Below are 26,266 nucleotides of genomic sequence, written 5' to 3'. Positions count from 1 at the left end.
ATGAAGCATGAGCCCGCTGGCTCTGGCTAAGATCAATCTTTGTGTCGAAAAAAGACACAGGTGATACAGTTATGGCATCTTAACTCCCCCGTTTGATAAGGTTCAGGGGGAGATATGTTTGAAATGTAGCGTTATTTTCCCGGATGGCAAATACGTAAGCCATGCTAACGATCTATTGTAGTTATTATAATTGTACAGATAATGTATTTATACGTAATTGTGCAATAATAGCTTAGAATTTGGCGCTATTTGGATGGTGCCGTCAATACTTTTTGAAATAAATACCAAGGATAACAATTCACCCCGCTTATTGTTCGGAGTATTTTCCTGTGAGTTAAGATTATTAATCCACTCGGGAAGATTTAATTAAGTACGATTGCGGACTGGTGAGTGTGGAGGGGATATGTTGCCAGGACGCTGCAAAAACGCAATTATTATTAGTAAATCACCGATTATACAAACTGGTCTTAAAGGTATAATGCAGGGAAAGTTCTCCGATTACGAACTTACCTACTGTCGTTCTGTTGAAGAACTGACGTTATTACAGCTACGATGTGCTGATTTGGTGATTGCTGATTTAACCGGAGACTGCAATTATCCTCGTTCAGTCTGCGAGCAATATTATTCTTTATTATCTCAATATCGTGATATTCACTGGGTATTTCTCGTATCTCGTATCTTTTATCCTCTGGCGGTTGAACTACTGATGTGTCCTGTCAGTTCGCTGCTCTCTGACGCAGAGCCGATTGAAAGTTTAGTGAATGTCATTCACGCGGGAAATACACGCGCAGAGAGAATAAGCAAGGCGCTGCTCTCTCCGCCCGCTATGCCACAATTGTTAGATCATAGCGCACGATCTATCGTTCTCACTCTCTCTGAAAGGAAAGTATTGCGCCTCCTTGGGAAAGGCTGGGGAATCAATCAGATTGCGACGTTACTGAAGAAAAGCAATAAAACAATCAGCGCCCAAAAGAATAGCGCAATGCGTCGCTTGTCGATAAATAGCAATGCAGAAATGTATGCCTGGATAAATAGTTCTCAAGGATCGCGAGAACTTAATTTACCTTCAGTTTATGGAGAACCCACGGAATGGAAAGCAGAATCATCAAAAGAAACGTTGCGCTGGTAGAAAAGTGCACGATGAGCAGCGTGGGTATTAAGAGTTTATTTAATACCATGCCGGATGACCAATATAAACTTCATCTCTTTTCTAGCCAGCCCGCTTTTAGTCAGGCAATGTTAAAGATGTCGTTTTCGGCAGTTATTTTTTCCCTATCTGCAATCAGAACCGATCGCAGGGCAGGGTTGGCTTATTTAACGGAGCTGGCGATAAATTATCCGCGGATTCGCCGTGTGGTGATTGCCGATGATGACGCTGAAGCGCGTTTAATTGGTTCCCTGTCACCCTTGCCGTTAGATGGCGTTGTGAGTAAAGCTTCTTCGTTAACGGTGTTGCAGGACGCGTTATTTACGGCGTTAAGCAGTCCTGGCCGGGGAACCGAAGGCACGAAAAACCATTGGTATATTAATCAAAGCCGTATGCTCAGTCCGACAGAACGAGAAATACTGCGCTTTATGTCGAATGGCTATTCGATGCCACAGATTGCTGTTCAGCTTGAACGGAACATCAAAACCATTCGGGCACACAAATTTAATGTGATGTCCAAACTGGGGGTCAGCTCGGATGCCGGGTTACTGGATGCGGCCGATATCCTGCTGTATCTGCGTGCTGGAGAGCCAGCGCCTTTTATGCAGGCGGTTTCGTGACGGGCAACGTTGACGTGTTTCTTGCCGGGTTTGGCCGCCGGTTTAGCGTGTGAAACATTACTGACACACGTCAACCCAGGTGGCAGAAGTCAGTTCAGCCATCCTTTCAGGCGTGATGCGAACCGCGCTGTGGATGGCGCCTGCGGCAGGCAGCACTTCAGCGTAGTGTTTCAGAGAAACATCACAGTACACTGATATCGGTGTTTCTAATCCGAAGGGGCAAACGCCGCCAACGGGGTGCCCCGTCGCGTTCACGACCTCATCACTACTTAACATTCGGGCTTTGGCACCGAACGTACTCTTTAGTTTTTTATTATCCAGTCGGGCATCGCCTTTTGCTACGACCAGGATGATATCGTTTTTCACCTTTAGCGAAAGTGTTTTCGCTATCTGGCCAGGTTCAACGTTATGGGCTTTTGCTGCCAGATCGACGGTTGCTGTGCTCTGATCTAATTCGATAATCTCAATATCTGGCGCATGTTGCGCCAGGAATTGGCGTACTGATTGCAAACTCATTCTTCTCTCCAAATAGCCTACAGGCAGCTCTGCACAGCATAAAACTGCAGGATGTAATTTGTCATAGGGGCAACCGCACTGTAAATATTTTATTGTAACAACATAGCAACATGAGCAGTTTTTCGATCGTCTTCACAATCAAAGAAACCGGTTACAGTAACCGGTTGCAGAATGTTGAAATGACGATTAATACTGAAGTTGTCATTTCCTCTGTATCACATAATAAGAGCCATCTATGAAACTTAACTCGAAAAGCGGTAGCGCTGGTGTTCCTCCCGGCACGGTTGCGAAAAGTGGTAATGGGCTTTACGTGGTGGCGGTGTTGATGCCAGCACCGTTGCAGGGTTTTGCACAACGGGAGAACGGCTATGTCTACTAACCATGTTGTGTTTAACGTGATTTTCCGTTTTGTTGAAAATTACGTTAGTCCTGTCGCCGGGCGTATCTCTTCGCAACGACATGTAATGGCCATTCGCGATGGTTTTATTTCGGCGATGCCTTTTATGATTGTAGGCTCTTTTCTGCTGGTTTTTGCCTATCCGCCGTTTTCTCCGGATACCACCTTGGGATTTGCCCGCGCGTGGCTGGATCTGGCAAAACAGTTTGAAGGCCAAATTCTCACCCCGTTTGATATGACGATGGGGATTATGTCGGTCTACATATGTGCGGCTATTGCTTATAACCTGGGTAAGCACTATGTGAAGTCGCATCAGTTAGATCCGTTTATGTGTGCGATGCTATCAATCATGGCTTTTTTGCTGATTGCCGCGCCAAAAACCAAAGGCACAATGCCGGTTGATAGCCTGGGAGGAACGGGGATTTTCACCGCCATCCTGGTGGCCATTTACTGTGTTGAAATGATGCGCTTCCTGAAGGCGCACAACATCGGCATCCGTTTACCCGATCAGGTGCCGCCGATGATCAAAAACTCTTTCGATCTGCTGATCCCGGTGCTGGTGGTAGTACTGACGCTTTACCCGCTGAGTCTGGTGATACAGTCGCAGTTTGACATGCTGATCCCGCAGGCCATTATGGCCATCTTTAAACCACTGGTGTCGGCTGCAGATTCTCTGCCGGCGATACTTCTGGCGGTATTGATTGGCCACCTATTGTGGTTTGCGGGTATTCACGGCGCGGCAATTGTGTCGGGAATGCTGCAAATGTTCTGGCTAACTAATCTTGGAATGAACCAGTCGGCGCTGGCGCAGGGCGCGCCGTTACCGCATATCTTTATGGAAGCGTTCTGGACGTTCTTTATTGTGGTCGGTGGGTCAGGCGCAACGATGGGGTTGGTGATTTGCTATCTGCGTAGTCGTTCGGCTCATCTACGCTCGATTGGGCGTCTGAGCGTAGTCCCCAGCATTTTTAATATTAACGAACCGGTGATTTTTGGTACGCCGATTGTCATGAACCCGGTGTTTTTTATCCCTTTCCTGCTGGCCCCAATGGTGAATGCGGTACTTGCCTGGGCGGCGATGAAACTGGATTTAATTGGGCGGGTCATTTCAGTGGTTCCCTGGACCGCACCGGCACCGGTTGGCGCGGCATGGGCATTAGGCTGGGATTATCGTGCGGCTATTCTGGTGGTGCTGTTGGCGCTGGTGTCGGCCGTTATCTACTTCCCGTTCTTTAAAGTCTACGAAAAGCAGCTATTGGCGCAGGAAAAAGAAGAAGCGCAGCGTATGGAAGAGGAAAACCAGCAGGTTGCATAAATATCTGGCGAGGGGCTACGGCTCCTCGCTTACTTCAGCGTGCAGTCTCCGCATTGCTGAACGTCAGGCAGGCGATAGCGTTGGCAGCAGGTTCTGCGTACTAACAGCCCCTCGCGCGGAACAACGGTTCGCCACAGAGGGTTATCCTGACCGCAGGAGAGTTGTTTCTCAAAAAAGCAGGTCTGGCGCAGCGTGGTCAGCAGTTCCTCACCTAGCAACGGCTTCATTTCCGTTAAATACCAGTGAATTAAATATCCGGTGTTGCTCCAGATAAGCTTCGCGTTGATCTCGCCCGTCGCTTCCAGCGCCTGCACAACCGGCGTCAGCGCTGAGAGAATCAGCGTTTCCATGCGTTGTTGAGGGGACAGAGCTGTTGCCTGGTGATCCTGATGGACGTCGATCCAGAAGCAGGCCGCACGGCCCGTTTCGTGAAACTCTACGCGCATATGTTCAGGAGAGACGTCGATAGCCTCTTTTTGCGTCAGTAGGGCCACCATTAACGGAGGCATCATCAGGCCGATATACCATTGCGCCCAAAGAGAAATCAGGGGCTTTTTTTCGCGGGGTAGCGTGGGCTGGTTGCGATAGATATGGTCTGAATAAACGGCCAGCAACGAGCTAAGCGTCGCCGGTTGTGTCCATTCATGCAGCGTCATTGCACCTGGCACAGGCGTTTCGTCAAGACGAATGAAGTCCAGCAGGTGCTCGCGAGTTTTGGCTATCGTTGCGCGTACGGCAGCAGCCAGCGAGGGCATCTCTGAGGGGAGATGGCTACGCCAGATGACATCTTCAACGATCGGTGCGGAACGATAAGCCATGTTGATATAAGGATGTTAATCTTAATGATAATGATTGCTAATCCTATAATTGACATTGAGCGATGGCAAGATCTTTGTCGCCATCCCGAGCGGCAGCGCACAGAAAGCTCAGGTAGAGGGGCAGTTTACCCGCAGCTCATCGCTGACCAGGGTATTGTTACGCCCAAGATTCTTGGCCTCGTAAAGGGCTTTATCCGCTTTGGCGATAGCAGCATCAATATCCTGTTCTACCAGAGGTGCAATGCCGATACTGACGGTTACGTTGGTTGCCACGCTCTCATTAAACATGTGAGGGATTTTAAGGTCGTACACTTTCTGGCGGATACGTTCGGCGGCAGCCTGGGCCTGCTGTGGATCGACCGCGGTCAGCAAAATCATAAATTCTTCACCGCCAAAACGCGCCACCACATCCCGGGAGCGTACGGAGTCTCGGATGGCGGCAGAAACACGGATCAACGCCTGGTCGCCCATCATATGTCCGTAATGATCGTTATAGGATTTGAAATGGTCGATATCCAACAGCAGAACGAAGTGCCTCGAATTACTCAGAGCCAACAGCGTATCGAGCCGGTGTTGCAGCCCCCGGCGATTATACAAACCGGTTAGCGGGTCGAGCATGCTGAGCCCGTTCAGGGTTTCCCTCTCCTCCAGCAGTTTGTACATCAGTTGCTGAGCGAATCCATCGTAGCGCTTTTGTATCACATGCTGGATGGCGATACCGGCCATAGGCAGCGCCATAAAATAGAAAATCCGCAAACCATGTTCGCTGCCGTTAAGCCATAAACAAACGGCGACGGAGGGGAGTGAGTGGAGCGTAAACGCGATGATATTATTGGCAAAAGCGATAGAGCCAATAAACAGTACGCTGAGCAGCGCTATTAACAGGAAATAATAATCATTCTGACCTAGAGCGTTATATTTCAAGAATATATGTAACGCCCATAACAAGCCAAAAACGATTGAAATAAAAGGGAGATTAATTCTTTTATCCGCGTATTTCCCATGCCATACCAGCAGCAGTGTACTCATCACCAGCATCAGCAACGCCGGTACTGATAAGGCTTTGACCGCAAACAGAGGGAAAAAAAGCGTAAACAGCGCGGAGACTGCGTTGAGCAGTAGAAACAGTCGTAAAGAGAGTTGGTATTTTTTTGTGCGCAGAGTTCGCCAGGATTGTACTGTCATAGGTAAATATTGTTAGTTATCTGCAATGTACGAAGGTGTGTTGGTAAATAAAACAAATAACGAACGGGGTATCATTCGCAGAGGTTTTTATTGTTTTTAGTTGAAGAGCTAACCGGTGAGCAATTTATCACCTTGGATTATTCATGTCATCAATCGTTAAGTAAAACTCATATAATTGATAGTGCTTCACGGCTGACAAATGAGAAATTTTATCATATGATATTGGTTATCATTATCAATGTCATAGGTGAAATCATGTTGCAACGTACGCTGGGCAGTGGATGGGGTGTTCTGCTGCCGGGAATGCTGATTGCCGGGATGGCATATAGCGACCTGTCGGTCTACGTCTGGAAGGTGATGATTGTATTAGGATTACTGCTGACTTCGCTCATGCTGTACCACAAACGTTTACGGCACTTTGTTTTGTTACCTTCATGCGCGGCACTGATTGGTGGCATTGTTTTGGTAATGATGAACTGGAATCAGGGATGAACAAAACAGAGAAGGAAATCGAGAGGGAAATAAGATAATTGGTGCGAGGGGGGGGACTCGAACCCCCACATCCTAAGGACACTAACACCTGAAGCTAGCGCGTCTACCAATTCCGCCACCTTCGCACAGTCATCTTATTTTTTTGATATCGCCTCGTTGGTGCGAGGGGGGGGACTCGAACCCCCACATCCTAAGGACACTAACACCTGAAGCTAGCGCGTCTACCAATTCCGCCACCTTCGCCCAGTGCGAGCAATATCAACGTGGATTATGGTGCGAGGGGGGGGACTTGAACCCCCACGTCCGAAAGGACACTAACACCTGAAGCTAGCGCGTCTACCAATTCCGCCACCTTCGCATACCATCGACACTCAAAAAGTATCGTTACCACGGGGGCGGATTTTAGAGATTTTATGCAGGGCGTCAACTGTTAATTATCGAACTTAACGTGATTGCCGAAAAAAAAGGCGTTTCTTCGGCTTTGGTGTTTTATGCAGGCCGGATAAGCGATAGCGCCATCCGGCGTTGCTCGGTGTCACGCCGGATGGCGGCGTAAACGCCTTATCTGGCCTGGAGCAGTTAGGCTTTTTTCGCCTGACGCGTCATGATGGTGCGATAGACCTTGAAGCGCCCGGTCTGCGCGATAACTTCGTGGAAGCCAAACACTTCATCCAGTACCTTCGGATAAGGCAGGAAGGCGTTCGCCACAATACGCAGTTCACCACCGCTGTTCAGATGACGCACTGCGCCACGAATCAGCGTTTGTGCTGCATCAAGGCTGGTCTGCATACCGTCGTGGAACGGCGGGTTGGAGATGATCATATCAAATCGACCCGTCACGTCAGAAAAGACGTTACTGGCGATGACGTCACCTTCAATGCCGTTGGCTGCAAGCGTTGCGCGGCTGGCTTCAACGGCGGCGGCGCTAACATCGCACAGGGTTAAGCGCACTTTCGGCGAGTGGCTGGCTAAGGCGACGGAGAGAACGCCTGCGCCACAGCCGACATCCAGCACTTTGCCTTTGGTGTGCGGCGTCAGCGTGGAGAGCAGCAGTTGGCTGCCAACATCCAGGCCGTCACGGCTGAAGACGCCCGGCAGCGTTTTGATGGTCAGATTTTCTGTCTGGTATTCATCCCAGTATTTTTCTGCATCAAAGACCGGCTGTTTTTCCAGACGACCGTGGTACAGGCCACAGCGACGTGCGCTGTCGACTTTGTTTAACGGTGCGTATTCGGCCAGCATCTGCTCTGCGCTACGTACACCGCTGCGATTCTCACCGACAACAAAAATATCGGTGCCCACCGGTAACAGCGACAGAATGTTCATCAACTGGAACTGGGCTTCCGGCTTATTCTTCGGCCAGTAGTAGATCAGCGTATCGCTATCGGCAACGTCATCGGCCTGCGCGACGAGGCTGAAGCGGACGTTGTCGCCCATCTGGCGGTTAAGCACCTGCCAGTGGTGAAGTTGCTGGGTGTGCGCACGGCTGGCGGCGCTTTCAAAATGGGCAGGCAGGTCATCCTGCAAATCACCGGCAAACAGAATACGGCTTTGTTCGAAATCATCACTGTGGCGCAGCAAGACTTCACTTGCCGGGGTAAAAGCAGACATGGAATGCTCCTTAAATTGTACAGCGGGGGATTATAGTTGTTTGATGGCACGGATTCGACAAATTTGCTATATTTGCGCCCCTGATAGACAGGAGTGTTTCGCTATGACATCCCGACGAGACTGGCAGTTACAGCAACTGGGCATTACGCAGTGGTCGTTGCGTCGTCCTGGCGCACTGCAGGGCGAGATCGCGATTTCCATTCCTGCGCATGTCCGTTTGGTGATGGTTGCTGCACAGTTACCCGCGCTAACCGAACCGTTGATCAGCGATATTTTACGCGCATTAACCGTTAGCCCGGATCAGGTTTTACAACTGACGCCTGACCGTGTCGCCATGCTGCCGCAAGGCAGTCGCTGTAATAGCTGGCGGCTGGGAACCGAAGAGCCGCTGCTGCTGGAGGGCGCTCAGGTCGAGAGTCCTGCGTTTAATGAATTACGGAAAAACCCAGCGGCACGCGCCGCGCTATGGCAACAAATCTGCGCATATGAACACGATTTCTTCCCTCGAGCCGACTGATTTACCCGCAGCATTTCAGATTGAAAAACGCGCCCACGCTTTTCCGTGGAGTGAAAAAACATTTGCCAGCAACCAGGGCGATCGCTACCTCAATTTTCAGTTGAGGGTTGACGACGTGATGGCCGCCTTTGCAATTACGCAGGTCGTACTGGATGAAGCGACGTTGTTCAATATCGCCGTCGATCCTGACTTTCAGCGCCGGGGCCTGGGGCGTGAGTTGCTGGAGCATCTGATCGATGAGCTGGAAAAGCGTGGCATTTTGACCCTGTGGCTTGAAGTGCGCGCCTCGAATGCGGCCGCTATCGCGCTGTACGAAAGCTTAGGCTTTAACGAGGCGACGATCCGTCGCAACTACTATCCAACGGCCGATGGTCACGAAGACGCCATCATCATGGCGTTGCCAATCAGCATGTAAGATAAGGTGTAATGATGAAGAAGTGGGACTGGATTTTCTTTGATGCCGACGAAACGCTGTTTACGTTTGACTCGTTTACCGGCTTACAGCGGATGTTTCTCGACTATAGCATTACCTTTACCGCTGAAGATTTTCAGGACTACCAGGCAGTGAATAAACCGCTGTGGGTGGATTACCAAAACGGCGCGATTACCTCATTACAACTGCAGCATGCCCGTTTTCAGAGCTGGGCCGAACGCCTGAAGGTTGAACCGGGCCAGCTTAATGACGCATTCATCAATGCGATGGCGGAGATCTGCTCACCGTTGCCGGGGGCGGTTTCTCTGCTCAATGCGATTCGTGATAAAACGAAAATCGGCATCATTACTAACGGCTTTACCGCGTTGCAGCAAATCCGTCTTGAGCGGACGGGGCTGCGCGACTATTTCGACCTGCTGGTGATTTCTGAGCAGGTTGGGGTGGCAAAACCCGACCCCCGTATTTTTGACCATGCGCTGGAGCAGGCGGGTAATCCTGACCGTTCTCGCGTGCTGATGGTGGGTGACACCGCAGAGTCCGATATTCTTGGCGGCATTAACGCCGGGCTATCCACCTGCTGGCTAAATACGCACCACCGCGAGCAGCCAGCGGGCATTCAGCCGACCTGGACCGTAGCGTCATTAAGCGAACTGGAGCAGCTCCTGTGTAAACACTGATTGCCTCCCCCCCGTTGATGGGTAAAATAGCCGCAATTTTTTGTATTCAACTTGCCCGGCCCGTTGCCGTGCTTACCTAAGAAGATTTGACTATGACGTTGTCTCCTTATTTGCAAGAGGTGGCCAAACGCCGCACTTTTGCCATTATTTCTCACCCGGATGCCGGTAAAACGACAATTACTGAAAAGGTACTGTTATTCGGACAGGCCATTCAGACCGCCGGTACGGTAAAAGGCCGTGGCTCCAGCCAGCATGCAAAATCTGACTGGATGGAAATGGAAAAGCAGCGTGGTATCTCCATTACCACCTCTGTGATGCAGTTTCCGTATCATGACTGCCTGGTGAACCTGCTGGACACCCCGGGGCACGAAGACTTCTCCGAAGATACCTATCGTACTCTGACGGCGGTGGACTGCTGCCTGATGGTTATCGATGCCGCAAAAGGCGTCGAGGATCGTACCCGTAAGCTGATGGAAGTTACCCGTCTGCGCGATACGCCGATCCTGACCTTTATGAACAAACTCGACCGTGACATCCGCGATCCGATGGAGCTGCTGGATGAAGTCGAGAACGAACTGAAAATCGGCTGTGCGCCAATCACCTGGCCGATTGGCTGTGGTAAGTTGTTCAAAGGTGTCTATCACCTTTATAAAGATGAAACTTACCTGTATCAGACCGGTAAAGGCCACACCATTCAGGAAGTGCGTGTTGTTAAAGGTCTGAACAACCCGGAACTTGATGCTGCCGTGGGTGAAGACCTGGCGCAGCAGCTGCGTGACGAGCTGGAGCTGGTGCAGGGCGCGTCCAACGAGTTCGACCATGAGCTGTTCCTCGCGGGCGAAATCACCCCGGTCTTCTTCGGTACCGCGCTGGGTAACTTCGGCGTTGACCATATGCTGGACGGCCTGGTGGAGTGGGCGCCTGCGCCGATGCCGCGTAAAACCGACACCCGCGTCGTCGAAGCCTCAGAAGAGAAGTTCACCGGTTTCGTGTTTAAAATTCAGGCCAACATGGACCCGAAACACCGTGACCGCGTGGCGTTCATGCGTGTGGTATCCGGCAAGTATGAGAAAGGCATGAAAATGCGCCAGGTGCGCATTGGTAAAGACGTGGTGATCTCCGACGCACTCACCTTTATGGCCGGTGACCGTTCTCATGTGGAAGAAGCGTATCCGGGCGATATTCTCGGTCTGCATAACCACGGCACTATCCAGATCGGCGATACCTTTACCCAGGGCGAAATGATGAAGTTCACCGGTATTCCGAACTTCGCACCGGAGCTGTTTCGTCGTATTCGCCTGAAGGATCCATTGAAGCAGAAACAGCTGCTGAAAGGGCTGGTTCAGTTGTCAGAAGAGGGCGCAGTGCAGGTATTCCGTCCGATCGCCAATAACGATCTCATCGTGGGCGCGGTGGGTGTGCTGCAGTTTGACGTGGTGGTTTCACGTCTGAAGAGCGAGTACAACGTTGAAGCGATTTATGAATCTGTCAACGTAGCGACTGCGCGCTGGGTAGAATGTTCTGACGTGAAGAAATTCGAAGAATTTAAGCGTAAGAACGAAATTCAGCTAGCTCTGGATGGCGGCGATAACCTCACCTATATCGCACCAACCATGGTTAACCTGAATCTCACCCAGGAACGTTACCCGGACGTTCAGTTCCGTAAAACACGCGAACACTAATCGACCTTCCAGGGCACGGTATCCGCCGTGTCCTGCAACTTTTCCTGTCTTTTAAATCCCTTGCGGAATGTTCTTAAAACCTCGCGTTTTTCTTTTGTTTGCCTGTTTTTTAATCAATTCTGACTGCGATCACGAAATCGTGAACTATATTTAACAATGTGATGACATAAATATCGGCGTTTAATGCTTTTTAGGCTGCCTGTTGCAGCGTCTATTGCTGATATTTATTCCACTTACAAGATTAGTTGCTGGTTCAGGCCGTGTAACGGCAGAGCATAGCTTTTAGCAAAACATACAGGAATACATCGATGACAATGACAGGACTTAAGATTTCTAAAACGCTGCTGGCCGTGATGCTGACCTCCGCTGTTGCAACGGGTTCTGCTTATGCAGAAAACGCTACGATGGATAAAGCGCAATCCGGCGTCGAAAGTGCGGGGCAGAAAGTCGATAGCTCTATGAACAAAGTCGGTAATTTCATGGATGACAGCACCATCACCGCGAAAGTAAAAGCCGCGCTGGTGGACCACGAAAGCATTAAGAGCACCGATATTTCCGTCAAAACAGATCAAAAGGTGGTGACACTAAGCGGGTTTGTTGAAAGCCAGGCACAGGCCGAAGAAGCGGTGAAAGTGGCGAAAGGCGTTGAGGGCGTGACCTCCGTTAGCGACAAACTGCATGTGCGTGATAGTAAAGAAACCTCCGTTAAAGGCTATGCGGGCGATACGGCAATCACCAGTGAGGTGAAAGCCAAGCTGCTGGCCGATGATATCGTCCCTTCCCGCAAGGTGAAAGTTGAGACCACCGATGGCGTTGTGCAACTTTCAGGCACCGTCGATTCACAGGCTCAAAGCGATCGTGCTGAGAGCATCGCCAAAGCGATTGATGGCGTGAAAAGCGTCAAAAACGATCTCAAAACTCAGTAATTAGACTTAATTCGTCCTCCTGACGTTTGTCGGGAGGCGTGTTGTGCACCACACTGAAAATATCGCCGATGGGCAGCCTGAGCGCTCATATCAAGCGGTGAAATTAACTATGGTAAAGGAGAAGCATATGTTTCGATGGGGCATCATATTTCTGGTTATCGCGTTAATTGCCGCCGCACTCGGTTTTGGTGGACTGGCGGGTACTGCAGCCGGCGCAGCGAAAATTGTGTTTGTGGTGGGGATCATTTTGTTCCTGGTCAGCCTGTTTACCGGGCGTAAACGACCCTAGTACGTAAACCGTAAAGAAAAATTGCTACTAAGCCAGTCCATTGGACTGGCTTTTACGGTTTTAGCGTCAGGCAATTTGCGTTACTTTGTTGCTCTATTACAAAAACAACAGGAAGGCAGAGGTGGGGCAGAGAATACCCGTCACACTCGGTAATATTGCGCCGTTATCGTTACGTCCATTTCAACCAGGCAGTGTGGCGCTGGTGTGCGAGGGCGGGGGACAAAGAGGCATCTTCACCGCCGGCGTACTGGATGAGTTCATGCGCGCGCAGTTCAATCCCTTTGATCTCTACTATGGGACGTCGGCTGGCGCGCAAAACCTTTCAGCCTATCTCTGTAACCAGCCCGGTTACGGCCGCAAAGTTATTATGCGTTACACCACCCGACGCGAATTTTTTGACCCGGTGCGTTTTGTGCGTGGGGGAAATCTGATCGATCTCGACTGGCTGGTGGATTCGACTGCGTCCCAGATGCCGCTGGCAATGGATAACGCCGAGCGCCTGTTTGCCGCTGGGAAAGCATTTTATATGTGCGCCTGTCGGGGCGATGACTACACGCCCGGCTATTTTTCACCGAACCGGCAAAACTGGCTCGATCTTATTCGTGCCTCCAGCGCGATTCCCGGGTTCTACCGTACTGGGGTTGTGTTGGATGGCGTGAACTATCTGGATGGTGGAGTCAGTGACGCCATACCGGTGCAAGAGGCGGCGAAGCAGGGGGCAAAAACGCTGGTGGTTATCCGTACCGTGCCCTCGCAAATGTACTACACCCCGCAGTGGTTTAAGCGTATGGAACGCTGGCTGGGCGAAAGCAGTCTGCAACCGTTATTGAATCTGGTCCAGCACCATGAAGCCAGCTATCGCGCTACTCAAAGTTTTATTGAGAAGCCGCCGGGCAAGCTGCGTATCTTTGAGATCTATCCGCCAAAACCACTTCATAGCATGGCGTTGGGCAGCCGTATTCCGGCACTGCGGGAAGATTACAAAACCGGACGCCTGTGCGGTCGTTACTTTCTGGCGACAGTCGGCAAACTGTTGGCGAAAAATGCGCCGCTGCCTCGTCAGACGCCGAAGATTGTGGTGCCGGGGCCGGTGGTAGTTCCTCCTGCGCCGGTGGCCAACGATGCCCATGTGCCAGTGGTGACCAATGCGCCTCAGGCGAACGACACGACGTTTGATAATGAGGATTTGGCGTGAGTTATCGTTTTATCGATACGCATTGTCACTTTGATTTCCCGCCGTTTACTGGCGATGAATCTGCCAGCATTCAGCGCGCGGTGGAGGTTGGTGTACAGAGCATTATCGTTCCGGCCACACAGGCGACGAATTTTCCCCGCGTACTGGCGCTAGCGGAAAATTATCCTCCATTGTTTGCCGCGCTTGGTCTGCATCCCATTGTTATTGAACAACATAGCGATGACTGCCTGGACCAGTTGCAACAGGAGCTGGATAAGCGCCCACGAAAGCTGGTGGCGCTAGGCGAGATTGGATTGGATCTGTATCGGGACGATCCGCAATTCGATAAGCAAGAGTGGGTGCTGGAAGCGCAACTAAAGCTGGCGAAGCGGTACGAATTGCCGGTGATCCTGCATTCGCGGCGCACCCATGACAAGCTGGCGATGCACCTGAAACGTCATGCTTTGCCGCGAACTGGCGTGGTGCATGGTTTTTCCGGGAGCGTGCAGCAGGCAGAGCGCTTTGTGCAACTGGGATACAAAATTGGCGTGGGAGGCACCATTACCTATCCGCGCGCCAGTAAAACCCGCGAGGTAATGGCGCAATTACCGCTGGAATCGCTGTTGCTGGAAACCGACGCGCCGGATATGCCGCTCAATGGCTTTCAGGGACAGCCTAACCGGCCGGAGCAGGTAGTCAGAGTCTTCGACGTCTTATGCGAACTGCGCCCGGAACCTGCGGACGTGATCGCTGACGCGCTGTATCGTAATACCACGGCGTTGTTTAATGTGTGATTGGATGGCGTATCCGGCCGACAAATGTGTGCGCTCCGTAGGCCTGATAAGCGAAGCGCATCAGGCATAACTTCGTCGGATGGCAGCTGTGTTTTTTCCGGCCTACAGATGATGTCGTCGCATCCGGCAATCACAGGTACAGCGCCGGGAAAATCAAATTATCCACCCCGCGTTCGCGCAATCTTTGCGCCAGCTGTTCCACATCCTCCGGCGTGGCGCTCGGCCAGTCCTTCGCTTCGCCATACACCCCGTGCGCATGAAAGGCATTCAGCCGCACCGGTACGTCACCGGTGCGTTTGATAAACGCTGTCAGCGCATCGATATGCTGTAGATAATCCACCTGACCAGGAATCACCAACAGGCGCAGTTCCGCCAGTTTTCCCTGCCCGGACAAAAAGGTAATGCTTTTTTTAATCAGCGTGTTATCGCGTCCAGTAAGTTGTCGATGACACGTGCTGTCCCAGGCTTTTAAATCCAGCATTACGCCGTCGCACACCGGCAACAATTTTTGCCAGCCGGTTTCGCTCAGCATGCCATTGCTGTCTACCATGCAGGTCAGGTGTTGCAACTGCGGATCGGTTTTTATCGCGGTAAATAGCGCCACAATAAACGGCAGCTGGGTTGTCGCTTCACCGCCGCTGACCGTAATTCCCTCAATAAACAGCACTGCCTTGCGAATATGTTGCAGCACTTCATCAACGCTCATACTCTGCGCCATCGGCGTGGCCTGCTGAGGGCACATGTGCAGGCAGGTGTCGCACTGCTGACACACATCGGACTGCCACCACACTTTCCCCGCGCTCAGGCTCAGCGCCTCATGCGGGCAATGCAGCACACACTCCCCGCAGTCGTTGCAGCGTCCCATCGTCCACGGATTGTGGCAATTTTTACAGCGCAGATTACATCCTTGCAGAAACAGAGCCAGGCGACTGCCCGGCCCGTCGACGCAGGAGAAAGGAATCAGCCTACTTACTAAAGCGCATCTGCTGTTCATGGCTAATCACGCGAGGTTGTCGTTCCAGAATGCGCGTATTGCGCGCGGCTTCTTCGCCAAGCCAGGTGGTGTTGGTTCGTGACCCTTCGGCGCGATACTTTTCCAGATCCGACAGGCGCACCATGTAACCCGTAACGCGAACCAGATCGTTGCCGCTCACGTTGGCGGTAAACTCGCGCATTCCAGCTTTAAACGCCCCGAGGCACAACTGCACCAGCGCCTGAGGATTACGCTTGATGGTTTCATCCAGCGTGAGAATGTCGCTGATCCCGGCGTGATAAAACGCGTGATGTGGTGCGACGGTTTGCAGGTGGGTGATCGGGTCCGGCTCATCGCCGTAAGGCAGGCGTGCACCTGGCGTGGTGCCGATGTCAGAACTGATCCCCGACTGTGCATGCAGCATCGCGCGCTGCTTCCAGCCATATTTCACCGGGGTGTTTTCGACAAATTCCGCCAGTTGGGTGCTGATGCGATAGCCGAGCTGATTGGCGAACTCATCTTTCCCATAGCGCGCATTCTGTCCCGCCTTATCGCACAGCAGGTTCACCGCCTCCGCCAGGCCGTACATCCCGAACATAGGCACAAAACGTTCGGGATCAATCAACCCTTCCTGCACGAGGAAGCTATTCTCAAAGAAATGTGATTTCTCATAGAGGAATTCACATCGTGAATCAATGATGGCGATTTGCTGCTGGCAGTAGTGCGGTAGGGTGCGCGTAAAGAAGTCATCGACAGAGGTGCTGCGCTCTGCGATGGCTTTCAGATTAAGCCTGACCAACGTGCTTCCACCCCCGGCGAGCGGCAAAGAGTTGTAGCAGCTGACGACACCGTACTGACCTTTTGTGAAAATTTTATCATTCTCAGGGCCATTGGAAATATGCGGCTTACTGCACTCGCAGATATTTTTCGCCACGTTGAGCAGCAGATCGTCAGGTGTGATTTGCGGGTCATAAATGAATGTCAGATTAGGCGAGACCTGCTTTAGCTCTGCGTCTGCGCGTAAAATTGCACGGGTGACTGGCGTATCTGCAGGGCCGATATTGGCATGCATAAACGCGTCTGGCAGAGTTCTGTCGAGATAACGCCAGAAACGTTTTATTCGAATATCGATCTCTTCTTGTGTTAGAATTCTAACATACGGTTGCAACAGGGCATCGAGCTGACCGAGATAGACCGGCATCGACGTCACTGACGGAACATGGTGGTAAAGAATAGTGAGTAAGGATAACGCGTCATCAAGATCCCTGGCGCCTTCCAGCTCCAGCCACGATGAACCATTGGCCAGAAAACGCGCGTAATCGGGTAAAACATAGCGCGGTTTGAACGGGGCATGACCTTCGTACATATCGCAGATTACCCCATCATCCAGCGCCTGACGTGCCTGTGCAGGCAGTTGCGGGTAAGGCAGCGCGTTTTCAGCTTCCAGCGCAAGAAAGTGGCGTTTCTGCTCAGGGCTGAGCACCGGGCTGGTCACGATTTGTTGGCAACGCTGTTGCAGCGCGAGTTCGCTTGAAGTGGGCATCGTTGATTCCTTTTTGTCCCGAAGGTGTAACGCCATTGTAGAAAGCAACGCCGCCACAACCTTTGATCCGGATGCGCCTGATGCCACCGCATCCCTTTAGAAAAGGTGATTTATTTGAAGTAGATCTCATTAGAGTAATGCAAATCTGTATGTGGTTTTCATTAACTGTGATGTATATCGAAGTGTAATAGCGAGCGGATGTTAGAATACTAACAAACTCGCAAGGTGAAATTTTATACGGCGATGCCGTTGGAGAATGTTATGACCGATTTAACAGCAAGCAGCCTGCGTGCACTGAAACTGATGGACCTGACCACTCTGAATGACGACGACACCAATGAAAAAGTGATCGCGCTGTGTCATCAGGCGAAGACCCCGGTTGGCAACACTGCCGCAATCTGTATCTATCCGCGTTTCATCCCTATTGCGCGTAAGACCCTGAAAGAGCAGGGCACGCCGGACATCCGCATTGCAACAGTAACCAACTTCCCGCATGGCAACGACGACATCGAGATTGCGCTGGCTGAAACCCGCGCGGCGATTGCTTACGGTGCAGATGAAGTTGACGTGGTGTTCCCGTACCGTGCGCTGATCGCCGGTAACGAACAGATTGGTTTCGATCTGGTTAAAGCCTGCAAAGACGCGTGTGCGGCAGCAAACGTGCTGCTGAAAGTCATCATCGAAACCGGTGAGCTGAAAGAAGAAGCACTGATTCGCAAAGCGTCTGAAATCTCCATCAAAGCCGGTGCTGATTTCATCAAAACTTCTACCGGTAAAGTGCCGGTCAATGCGACGCCGGAAAGCGCACGCATCATGATGGAAGTGATCCGCGACATGGGTGTTTCTAAAACTGTAGGTTTCAAACCGGCTGGTGGCGTACGCACTGCAGAAGATGCACAGCAGTTCCTGGCGATTGCCGATGAACTGTTTGGCGCTGACTGGGCTGATTCTCGTCACTACCGTTTTGGCGCATCCAGCCTGCTGGCGAGTCTGCTGAAAGCGCTGGGTCACGGCGACGGCAAGAGCGCAAGCAGCTACTAAGCCTTATATTGCCGGAGCTGTAGCGACGTAGGCCGGATAAGGCGTAGCCGCCATCCGGCATTAAGACGACTGCCGGGTGGTGCGTTGCTTACCCGGCCTACAACGGCCTTCTACTCTTTTCCCCTGGGGGTTACCGTGTTTCTCGCACAAGAAATTATTCGTAAAAAACGTGATGGTCATGCGCTGAGCGATGAGGAAATTCGTTTCTTTATCAATGGTATTCGCGACAACACCATCTCTGAAGGGCAAATCGCCGCCCTGGCGATGACCATTTTCTTCCACGATATGACAATGCCTGAGCGAGTTTCGCTGACCATGGCAATGCGTGATTCAGGAACCGTGCTGGACTGGAAAAGCCTGCAGCTGAACGGCCCGATTGTGGATAAACACTCTACCGGCGGTGTAGGTGACGTAACGTCACTGATGTTAGGCCCGATGGTCGCAGCGTGCGGCGGCTATATTCCGATGATCTCCGGGCGTGGCCTGGGGCATACCGGCGGTACACTCGATAAACTGGAAGCGATTCCTGGATTTGACATCTTCCCGGACGACGCGCGCTTCCGTGAAATTATTAAAGACGTGGGTGTGGCGATTATTGGGCAAACCAGCTCGCTCGCACCGGCGGATAAACGTTTTTATGCCACCCGCGATATTACCGCGACGGTGGATTCCATCCCGCTGATTACCGGTTCCATTCTGGCGAAAAAACTGGCGGAAGGGCTGGATGCGCTAGTGATGGATGTGAAAGTGGGCAGCGGCGCCTTTATGCCGACCTACGAGCTTTCTGAAGCTCTCGCTGAAGCGATTGTTGGTGTGGCAAACGGTGCGGGTGTACGTACCACCGCGCTGTTAACCGATATGAACCAGGTGCTGGCCTCCAGCGCAGGTAACGCGGTCGAAGTCCGCGAAGCGGTGCAGTTCCTGACCGGTGAATACCGTAATCCACGTCTGTTAGACGTCACCATGGCGCTGTGCGTGGAAATGCTGATCTCCGGCAATTTGGCGAAAGATGACGCCGAAGCCCGTGCGAAATTGCAGGCGGTGCTGGACAACGGTAAAGCGGCAGAGATTTTTGGTCGCATGGTTGCGGCGCAAAAAGGCCCGACCGATTTCGTCGAAAATTATGCGAAGTACCTGCCGACGGCAATGCTCAGCAAAGCGGTATATGCTGATACCGAAGGCTTTGTCAGCGCGATGGATACCCGTGCGTTGGGGATGGCGGTCGTTTCCATGGGCGGCGGTCGTCGTCAGGCTTCGGACACCATTGATTACAGCGTTGGCTTTAGCGATATGGCGCGTCTGGGCGACAGCGTAGACGGACAACGCCCGCTGGCGGTGATCCACGCGAAAGACGAAGCCAGCTGGCAGGAAGCGGCGAAAGCGGTCAAAGCGGCAATTAGCCTTGACGATAAAGCGCCAGAAATTACACCGACAGTCTATCGTCGTATTACCGAATAACTGTATACTGATCTGATCGCTTTTTTGCGGCGCAGATGTATGGAGAACAAGATGAAACGTGCATTTATTATGGTGCTGGACTCCTTTGGTATTGGTGCGACTGAAGATGCGGATCGCTTTGGCGACGTAGGTTCAGACACTATGGGACACATTGCAGAAGCCTGTGCGAAAGGTGAAGCTGACAATGGTCGCAAAGGTCCACTGAATCTGCCTAACCTGACCCGTCTGGGCCTGGTGAAAGCTCACGAAGGTTCTACCGGTAAAATTGCTGCTGGTATGGACGGTAACGCGGAAGTGATTGGTGCCTACGCATGGGCGCATGAACTTTCTTCCGGGAAAGACACGCCGTCTGGCCACTGGGAAATCGCGGGTGTCCCGGTTCTGTTTGATTGGGGTTATTTCTCCGATCATGAAAACAGCTTCCCGCAGGAACTGCTGGATAAACTGGTAAAACGTGCCAACCTGCCAGGCTACCTCGGCAACTGCCACTCTTCCGGTACCGTGATCCTGGATCAACTGGGTGAAGAGCATATGAAAACCGGCAAGCCGATTTTCTATACCTCCGCTGACTCAGTGTTCCAGATTGCCTGCCACGAAGAGACGTTTGGCCTGGATAAGCTCTATGAGCTGTGCGAAATCGCTCGTGAAGAGCTGACTGAAGGTGGTTACAACATCGGTCGTGTTATCGCCCGTCCGTTTATCGGTGATAAAGCCGGTAACTTCCAGCGTACCGGTAACCGTCACGACCTGGCCGTTGAGCCGCCAGCACCGACCGTGCTGCAGAAACTGGTCGACGAGAAAGACGGTCACGTGGTTTCCGTCGGTAAAATCGCGGATATCTACGCTAACTGCGGCATCACCAAAAAAGTGAAAGCCACCGGTCTGGATGCGTTGTTCGACGCCACCATCAAAGAGATGAAAGAAGCAGGTGATAAGACCATCGTCTTCACCAACTTCGTTGATTTCGACTCTTCCTGGGGACATCGTCGCGATATCGCCGGTTATGCAGCGGGCCTGGAACTGTTCGACCGCCGTCTGCCTGAGCTGATGGAGCTGGTGGGTGAAGATGACATTCTGATCCTGACCGCTGACCACGGCTGCGACCCAAGCTGGACCGGCACTGATCACACCCGTGAACACATCCCGGTACTGGTTTACGGCCCGAAAGTGAAACCTGGTTCGTTAGGTCACCGTGAAACCTTCGCTGATATCGGTCAGACGCTGGCGAGCTACTTTGGTACGTCACCGATGGACTACGGTAAAAACATGCTGTAATACCCGTTGTCTTTCGCGCTGTAGATGCGTTGACTTCATTCGCTCCCCCCGGTCACATAGTGAATCTATGCTCCCGGGGATTCACGAATTCGTCGCCTTCCTACAACGCGAAATCCTTAAGGTATTTCACTGTTTTGCATACGTTTTGTAGGCCTGATAAGGCGTAGCCGCCATCAGGCAATAACAACGAAATAAGGACAAAAAATGGCAACTCCACATATTAATGCAGAAATGGGTGATTTCGCTGACGTCGTATTGATGCCGGGCGACCCGCTGCGTGCAAAGCATATTGCTGAAACTTTCCTCGAAGATGTTCGTGAAGTGAACAACGTTCGCGGCATGTTAGGTTTTACCGGTACTTACAAAGGCCGTAAGATCTCCGTTATGGGTCACGGTATGGGTATCCCGTCCTGCTCCATCTACACCAAAGAGCTGATCACCGATTTCGGCGTGAAGAAAATCATTCGCGTAGGCTCCTGCGGCGCTGTGCGTATGGACGTTAAACTGCGTGACGTGGTTATCGGTATGGGCGCTTGCACCGACTCCAAAGTTAACCGTATCCGTTTTAAAGATCATGACTTCGCTGCTATCGCTGACTTCGACATGGTGCGTAACGCGGTTGATGCGGCAAAAGCACTGGGTGTAGACGCGCGCGTGGGCAACCTGTTCTCCGCTGACCTGTTCTACTCTCCGGACGGTGAAATGTTCGACGTGATGGAAAAATACGGCGTGCTGGGCGTGGAAATGGAAGCGGCGGGCATCTACGGTGTTGCTGCGGAATTTGGTGCAAAAGCGCTGACCATCTGCACCGTTTCCGACCATATCCGTACTCACGAGCAGACCACTGCCGCTGAACGTCAGACGACCTTTAACGACATGATCAAAATCGCGCTGGAATCCGTTCTGCTGGGCGATAAAGAGTAAGGGTTGTTGTGGCCCGGTGGCGTTGCGCTGGCCGGGCCTACGGGAATGCCGCTATTAATGCCTGATGGCGCTTCGCTTATCAGGCCTACAGGAGCGGTCTTGTAGGCCGGATAAGGCGCAGCCGCCATCCGGCAATTCGCCACTAATCGCTTAACGCATGGCCTTCGCCACCCACGCCGCCAGTTCACGCAGCTCGCTTTCCTGATCCGGATATTCCGTAACCAGCGCTTCGCAAGTCTGCTGTAAAACATCGGCGCGATACTGGCAGCCCTGTAGCCGCTCTGCCAGCGCTTCTAACGGCGCGGGATTGAGACTGTCGGTAAACACCTGTGTGCGCGTGATATGACCTTTTTCGACGTCGAAATGCAGCTCAACACCGCCCCAGGTGAAACGCTCGTCCAGCAGATGCGAGAAAGCAGGTGCCTGACCAAAATTCCATTCCCAACTGCTCTGGCGGGCAAAGGTTTCGGCAAAATTTGGCAGGTCCGGCGTTTTATCCGGTGAGATCACTTCCGCTTCAACGCGTTCGCCATAATGAGCAAAAAAGGCTTCCGTGATGGCCTGACAGACCTGTTCATGGGTGATGCCCGGTAACAGCTCCGTCAAATTCGCCACCCGTGAGCGGACAGAGGTAATCCCCTTTGCTGCGAGTTTCTTTTTGTCGGGATTGAGATAGTTTGCCAGGCGGCTGAGATCGGCATTTAGCAGCAGCGTGCCGTGGTGGAATCCGCGATCTTTCGTTTCCCGGTAAGCAGAGCCTGAAACTTTGCGATCGCCGTCTGGCGTTTTCACAACCAGATCGTTACGCCCGGAGGCGTCCGCCGTCACACCCAGAGAATTCAATGCGTTGAGGACAATCGCGGTGGAAATGGTTTTGTCGTACTCCGGTTTACCGGCCATAAAGGTAAAGCAGGTATTGCCTAAGTCATGGAACACCGCGCCGCCGCCGCTGCTACGGCGGGCGAGCCGCACGTTGTCTTCCTCCATACGGCGGGTATTACACTCTTTCCACGGGTTTTGCGCCCGGCCAATCACCACCGTATCGGCGTTACGCCACAAGAACAGGACGCGCTGCGTGGCGGGCATCTGGCGAAAAATGCACTCTTCGACCGCGAGATTAAACCACGGATCGTAAGAGTCTGAGATAAGCAGGCGTAGTGTAGTCATGGTTGATTTCCCTTCTGTTTTACAGTTTTTACTGCTTTTACTCTTTTTTCTCGTTGTCTTCTTCCTGCACCGGTTTGTTGGCGGTCAGCAGGAAAGGGGATTGCTGCCAGCGGGTACGCTTGCCTTGCAATAATGTACGGGTGAGCACGACGCCAATCGCCAGCGCCAGCAGCAGCATCAGGCGTAAGATATTGGTGGTGTTATCTACCTGCTTCGCCTCGGTGGCGAGGGTGTGGGTATCCAGCGTCAGGCGCAAATAGCCCAGCGGACCATTTTTCCCCTGAATGGGTTCGACAATCTGCTGGTTAAAATAACCCCCGGCTTTTTTGCCGTCGAGCGCCAGTCGGTCACGAACGTTGACGCTCTCGCCGGTACGCGTAATCAGGTCTCCCTGTTCATCGTACACGCCAGCGTCCAGAATACGGCTACTTTCCGTCAGCTGTGTGAGTACCGCTTTGATGCGTTTTTCATCCGGCGTTTCGGTACGCATTAGCGGAGCAACATTTAGCGCCACCTGGCGGGCCAGCGTACGGGCCAGCTCTTCGAGCTGCGGATTACGCTGCTGCTGGTGACTTTGACTAAACCAGGATGCGCCCTGCATCAGGGCGACGAGCAGCGCAAGACAGAACAATACAATCACTGCACGATGAAGTCGGAATTTCAGTTTTGCGCGAGCCATATTCCACCTGCTGAAAATTTGAGACTTAATGTTGCCAGAAGCGCTGGTTACAGGGTAGCCTCATGCGTTATTTTCCCCTGATGATTCCGACCCGAACGATTTTACAGGAGCTTTAATGCCTAACATAACCTGGTGCGATCTACCTGAAGATGTTTCTCTGTGGCCAGGTCTGCCTCTCTCTTTAAGTGGCGATGAAGTCATGCCGCTGGACTACCACGCGGGCCGCAGTGGCTGGCTGCTGTACGGTCGTGGTCTGGATAAACAACGTTTAACGCAATACCAGAGCAAACTGGGTGCAGCGATGGTGATTGTTGCTGCCTGGTGCGTTGAGGATTATCAGGTGATTCGCCTGGCGGGTTCGTTAACGCCGCGCGCGGCAAAACTGGCTCATGATGCCAAACTGGATGTTGCCCCGTTAGGCAAAATTCCGCATCTGCGCACGCCGGGTTTGCTGGTGATGGACATGGACTCAACGGCAATCCAGATCGAATGCATTGATGAAATTGCTAAACTGGCTGGAACCGGTGAGATGGTTGCGGAAGTCACGGAACGCGCAATGCGTGGCGAACTGGACTTTACCGCCAGCCTGCGTAGCCGCGTGGCGACGCTGAAGGGCGCTGATGCCAATATTCTGCATCAGGTGCGCGAAACGCTACCGCTGATGCCCGGCCTGACTCAACTGGTGTTAAAACTGGAAACGCTCGGCTGGAAAGTGGCTATTGCCTCTGGCGGTTTTACCTTCTTTGCCGATTACCTGCGTAATAAACTGCGTCTGACGGCGGCTGTAGCAAACGAGCTGGAGATCATGGACGGTAAATTTACCGGCAACGTGATCGGCGATATCGTCGATGCCCAGTACAAAGCCAATACCCTGACCCGCCTGGCGCAAGAATATGAGATCCCGATGGCGCAGACGGTGGCGATCGGCGACGGTGCCAACGACCTGCCGATGATCAAAACGGCCGGGCTGGGTATTGCGTATCATGCTAAACCGAAAGTGAACGAAAAGACGGAGATTACTATCCGCCACGCTGACCTGATGGGCGTGTTCTGCATTCTCTCCGGCAGCATGAACCAGAAATGATTAAATTGCCCGGTGGCAAGGTGTCCGTAGGCCGGATAAGCGTCCGCGCCATCCGGCAAAAGCGTTAACGAAAGAGGTAAAACGTGGCCAAAGCTCCAAAACGCGCCTTTGTTTGTAATGAATGCGGGGCTGATTACCCGCGCTGGCAGGGGCAATGCAGCGCCTGTCAGGCCTGGAACACCATTACCGAGGTGCGCCTTGCCGCATCGCCAACGGTGGCGCGTAACGAGCGGCTCAGTGGCTATGCCGGGAATGCGGGCGTGGCAAAAGTGCAGAAGCTGTCTGACATCAGCCTTGAGGAACTGCCGCGTTTTTCCACCGGATTTAAAGAGTTTGACCGCGTGCTGGGCGGCGGGGTGGTACCCGGCAGCGCTATCCTGATTGGCGGTAACCCCGGCGCGGGGAAATCGACGCTGCTGCTACAAACGCTGTGTAAGCTCGCTGAGCAGATGAAAACCCTGTACGTTACTGGCGAAGAGTCGCTACAACAGGTGGCGATGCGCGCGCACCGGCTTGGCTTGCCGACGGCGAATCTGAACATGCTGTCGGAAACCAGTATTGAACAAATTTGCCTGATTGCCGAAGAAGAACAGCCGAAACTGATGGTGATCGACTCCATTCAGGTAATGCACATGGCGGATATTCAGTCTTCGCCGGGCAGCGTGGCGCAGGTGCGCGAAACGGCGGCTTACCTGACGCGCTTTGCCAAAACGCGCGGCGTGGCGATTGTCATGGTCGGCCACGTCACCAAAGATGGCTCGCTGGCCGGGCCGAAGGTGCTGGAGCACTGTATTGACTGTTCGGTACTGCTCGACGGTGACGCCGATTCCCGTTTCCGTACTCTGCGTAGCCATAAAAACCGCTTTGGTGCGGTGAATGAGCTGGGCGTCTTTGCCATGACCGAACAGGGTCTGCGTGAAGTCAGCAACCCTTCCGCTATCTTCTTAAGCCGTGGCGATGAGGTCACCTCCGGCAGTTCGGTGATGGTGGTCTGGGAAGGCACGCGCCCGCTGCTGGTAGAGATTCAGGCGCTGGTCGATCATTCGATGATGGCGAACCCGCGTCGCGTGGCGGTCGGTCTGGAACAGAACCGTCTGGCGATTCTGCTGGCGGTGCTGCATCGTCACGGTGGCTTGCAGATGGCGGATCAGGACGTGTTCGTTAACGTAGTCGGCGGCGTAAAAGTCACCGAAACCAGCGCCGACCTGGCGTTGCTGCTGGCAATGGTTTCCAGTCTGCGCGACAGGCCGCTGCCGCAGGATTTAGTGGTCTTTGGCGAAGTGGGGCTGGCGGGCGAAATCCGTCCGGTACCCAGCGGCCAGGAGCGTATTTCGGAAGCGGCGAAGCACGGCTTTCGCCGGGCGATTGTCCCTGCCGCTAACGTACCGAAAAAAGTACCGGAAGGGATGCAGGTCTTTGGCGTTAAGAAGCTTGCGGATGCGTTAAGCGTGTTTGACGACCTATAATCAAATACCCGTACGTACTGATTTTGTAGGCCTGATAAGCGAAGCGCCATCAGGCAGTGTTAC

The 26,266-nt window shown here is 52.6% G+C and carries 27 protein-coding genes and 3 tRNA genes; 19 read left to right on the top strand and 11 right to left on the bottom strand.

Annotation, left to right across the window (positions count from 1 at the left end):
- Positions 1 to 403 precede the first annotated feature (403 nt).
- Together OGY37_RS23105 and bglJ are read left to right on the top strand one after the other, a co-directional pair.
- Entirely contained in the window at positions 404 to 1,129 is a 726-nt protein-coding gene (locus OGY37_RS23105) for a helix-turn-helix transcriptional regulator (RefSeq protein ID WP_149384484.1), read from the top strand.
- The gene (gene bglJ, locus OGY37_RS23100) at positions 1,090 to 1,767 is read left to right on the top strand and encodes a DNA-binding transcriptional activator BglJ (protein ID WP_123268651.1); all 678 of its coding nucleotides are present in this window, start codon (positions 1,090 to 1,092) and stop codon (positions 1,765 to 1,767) included. Before OGY37_RS23105 ends, bglJ begins: the two co-directional genes overlap by 40 nt.
- A gap of 57 nt (positions 1,768 to 1,824) precedes the next feature.
- Here bglJ and OGY37_RS23095 read toward each other — a convergent pair whose 3' ends face one another.
- Positions 1,825 to 2,283 (bottom strand): YbaK/EbsC family protein, encoded by a 459-nt coding sequence (locus tag OGY37_RS23095; protein ID WP_032940334.1) that lies wholly within the window; start codon positions 2,281 to 2,283, stop codon positions 1,825 to 1,827.
- Between the two features lie 235 nt (positions 2,284 to 2,518).
- On the opposite strand from OGY37_RS23095, the gene OGY37_RS23090 reads away from it, so the two are divergent.
- Entirely contained in the window at positions 2,519 to 2,662 is a 144-nt protein-coding gene (locus tag OGY37_RS23090; RefSeq protein WP_003829999.1) for a hypothetical protein, read from the top strand.
- Positions 2,652 to 3,995, top strand: a complete 1,344-nt coding sequence (locus OGY37_RS23085; protein WP_286548823.1) for a PTS sugar transporter subunit IIC — start codon at positions 2,652 to 2,654, stop codon at positions 3,993 to 3,995. Before OGY37_RS23090 ends, OGY37_RS23085 begins: the two co-directional genes overlap by 11 nt.
- A 29-nt stretch (positions 3,996 to 4,024) precedes the next feature.
- On the opposite strand, the gene fhuF is transcribed toward OGY37_RS23085, so the two are convergent.
- The gene (gene fhuF, locus OGY37_RS23080) at positions 4,025 to 4,813 is read right to left on the bottom strand and encodes a siderophore-iron reductase FhuF (protein WP_126319346.1); all 789 of its coding nucleotides are present in this window, start codon (positions 4,811 to 4,813) and stop codon (positions 4,025 to 4,027) included.
- A gap of 108 nt (positions 4,814 to 4,921) precedes the next feature.
- On the bottom strand, positions 4,922 to 5,998 hold the full coding sequence (locus OGY37_RS23075) for a GGDEF domain-containing protein (RefSeq protein WP_003829994.1): 1,077 nt from the start codon (positions 5,996 to 5,998) through the stop codon (positions 4,922 to 4,924).
- Between the two features lie 255 nt (positions 5,999 to 6,253).
- Between OGY37_RS23075 and OGY37_RS23070 the strand changes: the two genes are divergently transcribed.
- Positions 6,254 to 6,490: a DUF1435 domain-containing protein gene (locus OGY37_RS23070; protein WP_003019100.1), complete on the top strand. Its 237-nt coding sequence runs from the start codon at positions 6,254 to 6,256 to the stop codon at positions 6,488 to 6,490.
- Between the two features lie 39 nt (positions 6,491 to 6,529).
- Here the strand turns inward: OGY37_RS23070 and OGY37_RS23065 are convergent.
- The 4 genes from OGY37_RS23065 to rsmC form a co-directional block, all read right to left on the bottom strand.
- Positions 6,530 to 6,615: transfer RNA gene (locus OGY37_RS23065), tRNA-Leu, on the bottom strand.
- Between the two features lie 32 nt (positions 6,616 to 6,647).
- Positions 6,648 to 6,733: transfer RNA gene (locus OGY37_RS23060), tRNA-Leu, on the bottom strand.
- Between the two features lie 28 nt (positions 6,734 to 6,761).
- A tRNA-Leu gene (locus tag OGY37_RS23055) sits at positions 6,762 to 6,848 on the bottom strand.
- Positions 6,849 to 7,069: 221 nt separating this feature from the next.
- A complete protein-coding gene (rsmC, locus tag OGY37_RS23050; RefSeq protein ID WP_003829990.1) occupies positions 7,070 to 8,101 on the bottom strand; it encodes a 16S rRNA (guanine(1207)-N(2))-methyltransferase RsmC in 1,032 nt (343 codons plus the stop codon).
- A gap of 103 nt (positions 8,102 to 8,204) precedes the next feature.
- On the opposite strand from rsmC, the gene holD reads away from it, so the two are divergent.
- The 8 genes from holD (at position 8,205) to OGY37_RS23010 (ending at position 14,593) form a co-directional block, all read left to right on the top strand.
- Positions 8,205 to 8,618 (top strand): DNA polymerase III subunit psi, encoded by a 414-nt coding sequence (gene holD, locus OGY37_RS23045; protein ID WP_191235786.1) that lies wholly within the window; start codon positions 8,205 to 8,207, stop codon positions 8,616 to 8,618.
- Positions 8,587 to 9,033: a ribosomal protein S18-alanine N-acetyltransferase gene (gene rimI, locus OGY37_RS23040; protein WP_003829985.1), complete on the top strand. Its 447-nt coding sequence runs from the start codon at positions 8,587 to 8,589 to the stop codon at positions 9,031 to 9,033. The genes holD and rimI overlap by 32 nt, the downstream gene beginning before the upstream one ends.
- 14 nt (positions 9,034 to 9,047) lie before the next feature.
- Positions 9,048 to 9,728, top strand: a complete 681-nt coding sequence (yjjG, locus tag OGY37_RS23035; RefSeq protein ID WP_008786125.1) for a pyrimidine 5'-nucleotidase — start codon at positions 9,048 to 9,050, stop codon at positions 9,726 to 9,728.
- 92 nt (positions 9,729 to 9,820) lie between these two features.
- Positions 9,821 to 11,410, top strand: coding sequence for a peptide chain release factor 3 (gene prfC, locus OGY37_RS23030; protein WP_003829982.1), 1,590 nt, complete (start codon positions 9,821 to 9,823; stop codon positions 11,408 to 11,410).
- 308 nt (positions 11,411 to 11,718) lie between these two features.
- Complete coding sequence (gene osmY, locus OGY37_RS23025) at positions 11,719 to 12,336, top strand: molecular chaperone OsmY (RefSeq protein WP_003829980.1); 618 nt, start codon at positions 11,719 to 11,721, stop codon at positions 12,334 to 12,336.
- Between the two features lie 127 nt (positions 12,337 to 12,463).
- On the top strand, positions 12,464 to 12,625 hold the full coding sequence (locus OGY37_RS23020) for a DUF1328 domain-containing protein (protein WP_003019081.1): 162 nt from the start codon (positions 12,464 to 12,466) through the stop codon (positions 12,623 to 12,625).
- A gap of 121 nt (positions 12,626 to 12,746) precedes the next feature.
- Positions 12,747 to 13,820: a patatin-like phospholipase family protein gene (locus OGY37_RS23015; protein WP_286621986.1), complete on the top strand. Its 1,074-nt coding sequence runs from the start codon at positions 12,747 to 12,749 to the stop codon at positions 13,818 to 13,820.
- On the top strand, positions 13,817 to 14,593 hold the full coding sequence (locus tag OGY37_RS23010) for a metal-dependent hydrolase (protein WP_191235785.1): 777 nt from the start codon (positions 13,817 to 13,819) through the stop codon (positions 14,591 to 14,593). Before OGY37_RS23015 ends, OGY37_RS23010 begins: the two co-directional genes overlap by 4 nt.
- A gap of 130 nt (positions 14,594 to 14,723) precedes the next feature.
- On the opposite strand, the gene OGY37_RS23005 is transcribed toward OGY37_RS23010, so the two are convergent.
- A complete protein-coding gene (locus OGY37_RS23005; protein WP_126319340.1) occupies positions 14,724 to 15,587 on the bottom strand; it encodes a YjjW family glycine radical enzyme activase in 864 nt (287 codons plus the stop codon).
- Positions 15,559 to 17,109 carry a YjjI family glycine radical enzyme gene (locus tag OGY37_RS23000; RefSeq protein WP_149384479.1) on the bottom strand — a complete coding sequence of 517 codons (1,551 nt, stop codon included), beginning with the start codon at positions 17,107 to 17,109 and terminating at the stop codon, positions 15,559 to 15,561. The genes OGY37_RS23005 and OGY37_RS23000 overlap by 29 nt, the downstream gene beginning before the upstream one ends.
- Positions 17,110 to 17,370: 261 nt before the next feature.
- Between OGY37_RS23000 and deoC the strand changes: the two genes are divergently transcribed.
- From deoC to deoD, 4 genes are all read left to right on the top strand, one after another.
- Positions 17,371 to 18,150 (top strand): deoxyribose-phosphate aldolase, encoded by a 780-nt coding sequence (deoC, locus tag OGY37_RS22995; protein WP_003019042.1) that lies wholly within the window; start codon positions 17,371 to 17,373, stop codon positions 18,148 to 18,150.
- A gap of 135 nt (positions 18,151 to 18,285) precedes the next feature.
- The gene (deoA, locus tag OGY37_RS22990) at positions 18,286 to 19,608 is read left to right on the top strand and encodes a thymidine phosphorylase (protein WP_016151609.1); all 1,323 of its coding nucleotides are present in this window, start codon (positions 18,286 to 18,288) and stop codon (positions 19,606 to 19,608) included.
- A gap of 51 nt (positions 19,609 to 19,659) precedes the next feature.
- The gene (gene deoB, locus OGY37_RS22985; RefSeq protein WP_003019037.1) at positions 19,660 to 20,883 is read left to right on the top strand and encodes a phosphopentomutase; all 1,224 of its coding nucleotides are present in this window, start codon (positions 19,660 to 19,662) and stop codon (positions 20,881 to 20,883) included.
- A 204-nt stretch (positions 20,884 to 21,087) separates the two neighbouring features.
- A complete protein-coding gene (gene deoD / locus OGY37_RS22980) occupies positions 21,088 to 21,807 on the top strand; it encodes a purine-nucleoside phosphorylase (RefSeq protein ID WP_000224864.1) in 720 nt (239 codons plus the stop codon).
- A gap of 150 nt (positions 21,808 to 21,957) precedes the next feature.
- Here the strand turns inward: deoD and lplA are convergent, their stop codons facing one another.
- Both lplA and OGY37_RS22970 read right to left on the bottom strand, forming a co-directional pair.
- A complete protein-coding gene (lplA, locus tag OGY37_RS22975; protein ID WP_286621982.1) occupies positions 21,958 to 22,974 on the bottom strand; it encodes a lipoate--protein ligase in 1,017 nt (338 codons plus the stop codon).
- 37 nt (positions 22,975 to 23,011) lie between these two features.
- The gene (locus OGY37_RS22970; RefSeq protein WP_003829948.1) at positions 23,012 to 23,653 is read right to left on the bottom strand and encodes a YtjB family periplasmic protein; all 642 of its coding nucleotides are present in this window, start codon (positions 23,651 to 23,653) and stop codon (positions 23,012 to 23,014) included.
- Between the two features lie 115 nt (positions 23,654 to 23,768).
- Here OGY37_RS22970 and serB point away from each other — a divergent pair, with 115 nt between their 5' ends.
- Together serB and radA are read left to right on the top strand one after the other, a co-directional pair.
- Complete coding sequence (serB, locus tag OGY37_RS22965; protein ID WP_003829946.1) at positions 23,769 to 24,737, top strand: phosphoserine phosphatase; 969 nt, start codon at positions 23,769 to 23,771, stop codon at positions 24,735 to 24,737.
- 83 nt (positions 24,738 to 24,820) lie between these two features.
- Positions 24,821 to 26,203 carry a DNA repair protein RadA gene (gene radA / locus OGY37_RS22960; protein WP_003829944.1) on the top strand — a complete coding sequence of 461 codons (1,383 nt, stop codon included), beginning with the start codon at positions 24,821 to 24,823 and terminating at the stop codon, positions 26,201 to 26,203.
- The last annotated feature ends 63 nt before the right edge of the window (positions 26,204 to 26,266 follow it).

Origin of the sequence: Citrobacter sp. Cpo030 (assembly GCF_030333005.1) — a bacterium.
GTDB lineage: Bacteria > Pseudomonadota > Gammaproteobacteria > Enterobacterales > Enterobacteriaceae > Citrobacter > Citrobacter portucalensis.
The sequence above is the reverse complement of the archived record's forward strand: the minus strand, read 5'-3'. Positions and strand labels throughout refer to the sequence as shown.